At 53.3% G+C, this 7,188-nt stretch carries 4 protein-coding genes and 1 pseudogene; all 5 read right to left on the reverse strand.

Features of this window, described 5'->3' with window-relative positions; genetic code table 11:
* Positions 1-66 precede the first annotated feature (66 nt).
* A pseudogene (gene hfq, locus TY10_RS06830) lies at positions 67-310 on the reverse strand (RNA chaperone Hfq).
* Positions 307-1,305, reverse strand: a complete 999-nt coding sequence (gene miaA, locus TY10_RS06835) for a tRNA (adenosine(37)-N6)-dimethylallyltransferase MiaA (RefSeq protein WP_042161923.1) — start codon at positions 1,303-1,305, stop codon at positions 307-309. Before miaA ends, hfq begins: the two are co-directional and overlap by 4 nt.
* Complete coding sequence (locus tag TY10_RS06840) at positions 1,298-2,086, reverse strand: class I SAM-dependent methyltransferase (protein ID WP_042161917.1); 789 nt, start codon at positions 2,084-2,086, stop codon at positions 1,298-1,300. The genes miaA and TY10_RS06840 overlap by 8 nt, the downstream gene beginning before the upstream one ends.
* A complete protein-coding gene (gene mutL / locus TY10_RS06845; RefSeq protein WP_042161919.1) occupies positions 2,083-4,266 on the reverse strand; it encodes a DNA mismatch repair endonuclease MutL in 2,184 nt (727 codons plus the stop codon). The genes TY10_RS06840 and mutL overlap by 4 nt, the downstream gene beginning before the upstream one ends.
* Before the next feature lie 33 nt (positions 4,267-4,299).
* Positions 4,300-7,005: a DNA mismatch repair protein MutS gene (gene mutS / locus TY10_RS06850; protein ID WP_042161921.1), complete on the reverse strand. Its 2,706-nt coding sequence runs from the start codon at positions 7,003-7,005 to the stop codon at positions 4,300-4,302.
* Between the last annotated feature and the right edge of the window lie 183 nt (positions 7,006-7,188).

The following is a 7,188-nucleotide window of genomic DNA, read 5'->3' on the forward strand; positions in this document are numbered from 1 at the left end:
CTTGCTTTTCCGCTATCTAGTTAAACGTTAATCGTTATGAGAAAGTTTCATAACGGACGCAACGCCCTAAGAATCTGACCCGCTGTTGTCTTGCGTCAGCGATACGTTCCGCTGCGGGGTTGAACGTCGAAATCGCGTGCTTGTACACCATTTGTTGACGGCCTTCACTATCGATAATGATCGTGAAGTTGTCGAAAGCTTTAATAACGCCCCTGATCTGAAAACCATTCATTAAGAAAACCGTAACCGGAATATTGTCTTTACGCAGTTGGTTCAAGAAAGTATCTTGAATATTGATCGATTTGTTCATTGGACGTTACCTCCGTCTAAAAAAGATTGATTAGAAGTATATTCAAGATTGACTTGAAACTTTCCTGCTATTATACCATGAATCCAATGCAAATTGTTGTGAAAATTTTCCCCCATATCGATCCATTCGATGTCTTTCATGTGGCGAAACCATGACAATTGCCGCTTGGCGAAATGTCTCGTATCTCTTTTGAGCAGCGTTACAGCTGCTTCGAGACTGCATTCGCCGCGCAAATACATCGCGATTTCCTTATAGCCAAGCCCCTGCATCGCAACGGCACCCGGCGGAGTGCCTCGCTCCAGTAGACGCCGCACCTCTTCCACCAGCCCTTGCTCCAGCATGAGGTCGATGCGCTGCTCTATCCGTTCATAGAGCAACGCACGATCCATTGTCAGACCAAGAATACATAATTCGTAGGGCGATTCTTTTTTCTGTCCCTCCAATTGAGACGAAAGTGTTGTGCCCGTCAGGTGATAGATCTCAAGCGCCCTGATAATTCTTCTCCGATCATTCGGATGCAGTCTTTTCGCAGACTTAGGATCTACTTCCGCCAGCTTGCGATGCAGCGCCTCCGCGCCGAACTCTTCGGCATACTGCTCCTGCTCTGCGCGAAACGCTTCATCAGAGCCGCTCTCCGAAAACTGGAAGCCGTAACATACGGACTCCACGTATAGACCAGTACCGCCAACAATAAAGGGCAGCTTGCCCCGTTCGGCAATCTCCTGGATATGAGTCACGCAGCCGCCTTGAAAATCCGCTACCGAATAGGGTGTCTCCGGTCCGATAATATCGATTAAATGATGGGGAATGCCTTCGCGTTCCGCAAGCGGCAGCTTGGCAGTGCCGATATCCATGCCCTGATACACTTGCATCGAATCGCCGGAAATGATCTCGGCTCCATATTGCTTAGCCAGCATGAGGCTTAGCTGCGTTTTACCGACTGCTGTAGGTCCGATTAGTACGAGCAGCGGCTGTTTGCCTGATTGGCTAGTTATGACTTGCAACTTCAATCACTCCATAAGCTATTTTCGACGTATTGACATGCCGTCTCTCAAAGCCGAGACGGGCGAATTCCCCGCTGTCCCGGTGCTCCTTCAGCAAGACGGTTTTGCGGGCTGCACGGACCGCCTCAGCGACCGCTTCCTCGCTTAACGCATTGGCGTTTGCCAGATTGCGAAGCGGCTGTATTGCGCTGGATTCATGGATCGGCTGCCGGAACATCGGATCGAAATAGACGATATCGACACTGTTGTCCGGCAGTCCTTTCAAATAGGACAAGTGATGGCTGTTCAGCAGCTGGATCCGCCGCAGTGCAGCATCCACGTCCGCAAGGCCGCTCTTGTACATCGACAGCCCTTCACGTACGAGCGCACAAAGCACCGGTTCGCTTTCGAGCGCTGTTACCGCCCCCGATTCTCCGGTTGCATAAGAGAAGACAAGGGAATCCGAACCAAGACCGGCTGTGCAGTCAATGACACGGTCGCCCGGGCGGCAGCCCGACAGCTCAATCATCGGGTCGGTCTCTCCTTTGCGCAGCCGCTTCACCCGAACGAAAGCCATGCTGGGGTGAAAATATAACGGAGATTCCGTCTGCCCTTCATAGAAGCGGACCTCTCTCTCTGTCACAACGAGCAGCCGGCAATCTTCCATAGAGCTGGCAATCTGGCGGAGCGTGTCACGCCCGCGGGGCCGATACGATGCGCCCAGTTCCACGGCAAGCCGCTTCGCCTGAGTACTTGCGGTCAACGATGGCTTGTCGCTAGTCGTTACGATCATGACATCACCCGCTTGAACATTTTTTCAAGCTGATAGGTCGACATATGAACGATGATCGGCCTGCCGTGAGGACAAGTATACGGCTGATTGCATGCTCCAAGCCGCGCCAGCAGCGCTTCGCCCTCTTCCCTCGTCTTACGGTCATTCGCCTTGATCGACGCCTTACAGGAGCACATGATAGCGGCTTTTTCCCTTAGCTTGGCGACATCGATCGATTTGCGTTCGCTAAGCAGAAGGTCCGCCATCTCTTCAATAATGCTCTGCTCTTCTCCGTCAGGCAGCCACTCGGGATACGAGCGGACAAGAAACGTCTGCTGCCCGAACGGTTCAATCTCCACGCCAGCCTCTGCGAATAGATCCGTCATCGTTCGCAATTGCTGCGCATCGTTAGGCGTAAACTCAAGCGTCAGCGGCACCAGCAGCTGCTGGCTTGCCGCAGCAGGATTGCCGAACTTCATATAATAATATTCGTAATTGATCCGTTCATGCGCCGCGTGCTGGTCGATCAAATAGAGACCGTCCTCCGCTTGGGCGACGATGTAGGTGCCATGCAACTGCCCAATCCAGTACAGCTCCGGGAAAGCTGGAGATGCCGCTCCGGTTGCCTCGCGAGAGGCAATTCCAGCAATTGTTGCTGTATTGGAAGCTGGATCTGCCTCAGCAGGTGATTCTATATGCGCTTCTTCCATCCAGGAATCGGCTGCCGGATTGGATTCCGGTACGGATTGAACCGTTGGAGCCGCTTGTTCCCAAAAGGCTTGACGCTCGCGCAAAGCCGAGTTTTGCGGCTCCGCAGGTTTATAAAGCCGTTCCGTCGCATCAGGCGGCACATACTCTGTTGGCTGATCCTTATAGCCAGTGTAGCTGTTTCTGCCCATCCCGCCACCGTTGCTGCTTTCCTGTGCAGAACGGCTTGGCTGCCATTGCGGCTGCGAATGAGGCACAGACTGCGACCCTGATTGCTGTAACTGCGACTCCGACTGCGATGGCAACTCTAATTGAGACTTCGATTCTAGTTGCGGTTGAGATTGAGGCTGGGATTGCAGTTGCGCTTGCTGCCCAGTCGGCAATGCGGAAGGAGCCGCGGCGGCCGCATCTTCCGGCAGCGGCCGATGGAAAGAAATTGCATCCTGCACGAACAATGGCTTCGAGCGTTCCTGCTTCAACGAAGCTTCAGGTCCCGGTATATAACGATACTGGCCCAGCGCCGCCTTCACTGACTGCTCGATCAGCGTACGCAGTTCCGCTTCCTTACTGAACCGCACTTCCATTTTCGACGGATGAACGTTAACGTCCAGCAAGCTTGGATGCATGCCCAGTTCCAGCACGACAAGCGGAAACCGGTTAATCGGCAGCAGCGTATGATAAGCTTGCAAAATCGCTTGATTCACCGCATGGCTGCGTATGTAACGCCCGTTAACGATGACCGTCATACCGTTGCGGTTAGCTCTCGTCAGCTCCGGCTTCGAGATGTAGCCCCGCAGATCATAATCCGGATTCTCGCCTTCGACAGAGAGCATCGACTTGGCGGTATTTGTTCCGTATACGGCGGCAATAACCTGCAGCCGGTCTCCCGTTCCGAGCGTTCGCAGCAGCGTATTGCCGTTATGCTTTAGCGTAAAGGCAATGCCCGGGTGAGCAAGAGCGATCCGGTAAATATAATCGGAAATGTGTCCAAGCTCGGTCTGAATCGCCTTCATATATTTCAGCCTGGCAGGCGTGTTGAAGAATAAATCGCGAACGGTCATATCGGTTCCTTGCGGCGCGTTCGCCGGCTCATCCGTCTTGATCTCTCCGCCTTCAATGACGAGCCGGTGCGCCAGCCCTGTCGTCTCCGTGGAAGAAATGGCGGTTAAGCGCGACACCGCCGCAATACTTGGCAGCGCCTCGCCCCGAAAGCCTAGGCTCGCGATCCGGAACAGATCGCTGCTCGTTGCAATTTTGCTCGTCGCATGCCGTTGAAATGCGGTCGGGATGTCACCGGCTTCGATACCGGAGCCGTTGTCCGTGACGCGGATTAAAGTCAATCCGCCTTCCTCTACCGTAATGTCGATCTGGGAGCTTCCCGCATCGACGGCGTTTTCGACCAGCTCCTTAATGACGGAGGCTGGCCGTTCGACCACCTCGCCTGCGGCAATTTGGTTGGCTAATTGCTCGTCCAGCACCTTTATTTTACCCATGCGATAATCCTCCCTTCAGCTTGGCGTCAGCCGTTAATCATTGATTTTGCGTTTCATATCATTTAGCCATTGCATTGCTTCCATTGGCGTCATATTGAACAAATCCAGCTTGCGCAGCTGATCTGCCAGCTGCTCGGCTTTTGGACTTGCCTTGCGTTTCCCTGCATCCTGACTTGCGGCCGGCTTCTCAGCGGCAGGCTCATCAAAGATAGAGAGCTGAACGGCTGCTGCAGCGGACGCGGTCTCGCGAACAGCTTCCGCTACCGGCGAAGGAGCAGTTGTATCATTCAAAGGCGCAAATATGGTATAACCGCCAGACGAACGGCGCGGCAATTGCGCGAATAAAGCGGCTTCCATCTCCGCACCCTCCAGCAGCTCGTAAGCCCGTCCGATTACGGATTCCGGCAAGCCTGCCAAACGGGCGCAATAAATGCCGTAGCTCGTGCCGGCGGCCCCTGGAATAAGTTTGCGTAAAAACGTCACATGATCGCCGCTCTCCTGCACCGCCATGCAAGCATTCGCAAGCGAAGGAAGCGAGGCTTCCAGATGAGACAGCTCGTGGAAATGAGTCGAGACAAGCGCTTTACAGCCGATGTGATGATGAACATATTCAATTACCGCCTGAGCGATGGCCATACCTTCTCCGGTAGAGGTGCCTCTACCCAGTTCGTCAATAATAACCAGACTATTAACAGTCGCTTTCTCTGTCATGAGCTGGATATCTTTCATTTCGACCATGAACGTGCTTTGTCCGCCAATCAGGTCATCTGCGGCGCCTATACGTGTGAAAATCCGGTCAATCAACGGAATTTCCGCTGATTTCGCAGGGACGAAGCAGCCGATCTGCGCCATGATGCAGATGAGCGCGACTTGGCGCATGTAGGTACTCTTGCCGGCCATATTCGGACCCGTAATGAGCAGCATCGATTGCTCCTCTTGCTTAAGCGAAGTGCCGTTAGAGATAAATTGCGAGTCTTCAACGACAGCTTCCACAACAGGATGCCTGCCTTCGTCGATAACAAGATTATAGTTTTCCGTAACAGTTGGACGCGTAAATCTGCGCTCCGCGCTTACTGTGGCGAATGATTGATAGACGTCGAGCTCGGCGATGACTTCGGCAAGCTTCTGCAAGCGGTGAAGCTGCACTGCCAGATGGTCCCGCAGCTCGATGAACCGCGAATATTCGAGATCGACCATTTTATCCTCGGCTTCGAGAATGAGACGCTCCTTCTCTTTAAGCTCTGGCGTGACAAAGCGTTCTGCGTTCGCAAGCGTCTGCTTCCGCTCATAGCGGCCTTCTGGAAGCTGCGCCAGCGCGCCTTTGGATACTTCTAAATAGTAACCGAACACTTTGTTGAAGCCGATTTTGATCGACTTGATGCCAGTCGCCTCGCGCTCCTGCCGCTCTAGCTCAGCCAGCCATTTTTTACCGTTCGTGCTCGCCTCTCTCAGTTGATCGAGATACTCGTCGTAGCCCGAGCGAATCAGACCGCCCTCGCGAATCGAAACCGGAGGCTCGTCGACGATAACGGTCTCAATCATGCCGGCGAGATCGCTGCAGTCATCAAGCTCTGCAACAAGCTTGCGAAGCCGGTCTGAGCCGGACGCTTCGCAAAGCGCGGTTAATTGCGGCACACGGCGGATCGAGCCCTTGAGCGCGTTCATATCCCGGCCGTTGGCGCTGCCGAAAGCGACACGGCCGACAAGCCGCTCCAAATCGTAAATATGGTTCAGCTCGCTGCGAATGTCTTCTCTCAAAATCAGGTTGCGGTACAGCGTGTCTACCGCTTCATAGCGGGATTCGATAGCCGAACGATTAAGCAGCGGCTTATCAATCCAGCGGCGAAGCAGCCGAGCGCCCATTGAGGTTTGCGTCCGGTCAAGCAGCCAGAGCAGAGAGCCCTTTTTGTTGCGGTCGCGAACCGTCTCCGTGAGTTCCAGATTACGGCGGGTATAGTGGTCCAAAATCATAAATTGATTCGGTTCATAAGTACGGATTGTGCGAATATGTCCGAGGGAACGTTTTTGCGTGTCATCCAAATAACCAGTAAGCAGGCTCACGGCCCGGTGACGGGCTTCATTCAGTCCAGACAGCTGCGCATCCTCGTATTGCTGCCGCAGCTTCTCTTCCGTCATCGGCTCCCGCGGCGTCAACAGCACGGGGCGGTTCCATACCGCCGTCTCCCGCAGCTTGTCCAGCAGCTTCTCGTCGCCAACAATCTCTGCCGGCTGATACACATTAATTTCATCAAGCAAAGCATCAATACTATAGGAGAGAGAGGTTACATATAGCTCCCCCGTGGACAGATCACAGGCAGACAATCCCACCGCCGAATTCGATATAGCGGAGACGGCAACGATAAAGTTATTCGTTTTTTCCGCCAATGATTTCGACTCCATAACCGTACCTGGCGTAATAAAGCGCACAATTTCGCGTCTGACGACGCCTTTTGAAGCTGCAGGATCTTCCACTTGCTCGCAAACGGCTACCTTGAAGCCTTTGTCTACCAATCTGGCTATGTAATTTTCCGCGGAATGATAAGGAACGCCGCACATCGGGATCTTTTCCGAAGTACCGCCGTCTCTTCCGGTCAATGTAATCTCTAGCTCACGCGAGGCTGCAATCGCATCCTCAAAAAACATTTCATAGAAATCGCCCAGCCGAAAAAATAAAAAGGCGTCCTTCGCCTCTTCCTTAATGGCAAGGTATTGCTGAATCATCGGGGTATAGCCGGCCATTTCGTGCCCCTCCTATATATAAATGAACTGATGAACGAGTGCGTAAAGATCATAAATACATGCGCTGCCGCTATTCTGGTCGTCTCGCTGCGAACGAAACGCCTAAAAATAGGATTGCATGGCGAATGCTTCACTTCTGACTGCATCCAGCTACAACACTAACTAAGCTATTATACCAAGCCA

It is taken from the genome of Paenibacillus gorillae, from assembly GCF_000513275.1.
Classification (GTDB): domain Bacteria; phylum Bacillota; class Bacilli; order Paenibacillales; family Paenibacillaceae; genus Pristimantibacillus; species Pristimantibacillus gorillae.

Coding starts and splice junctions, on each gene's coding strand:
- TY10_RS06840 (WP_042161917.1), bottom strand. CDS start 2,086: ATGATCGTAACGACTAGCGACAAGCCATCGTTGACCGCAAGTACTCAG.
- mutL (WP_042161919.1), bottom strand. CDS start 4,266: ATGGGTAAAATAAAGGTGCTGGACGAGCAATTAGCCAACCAAATTGCC.
- mutS (WP_042161921.1), bottom strand. CDS start 7,005: ATGGCCGGCTATACCCCGATGATTCAGCAATACCTTGCCATTAAGGAA.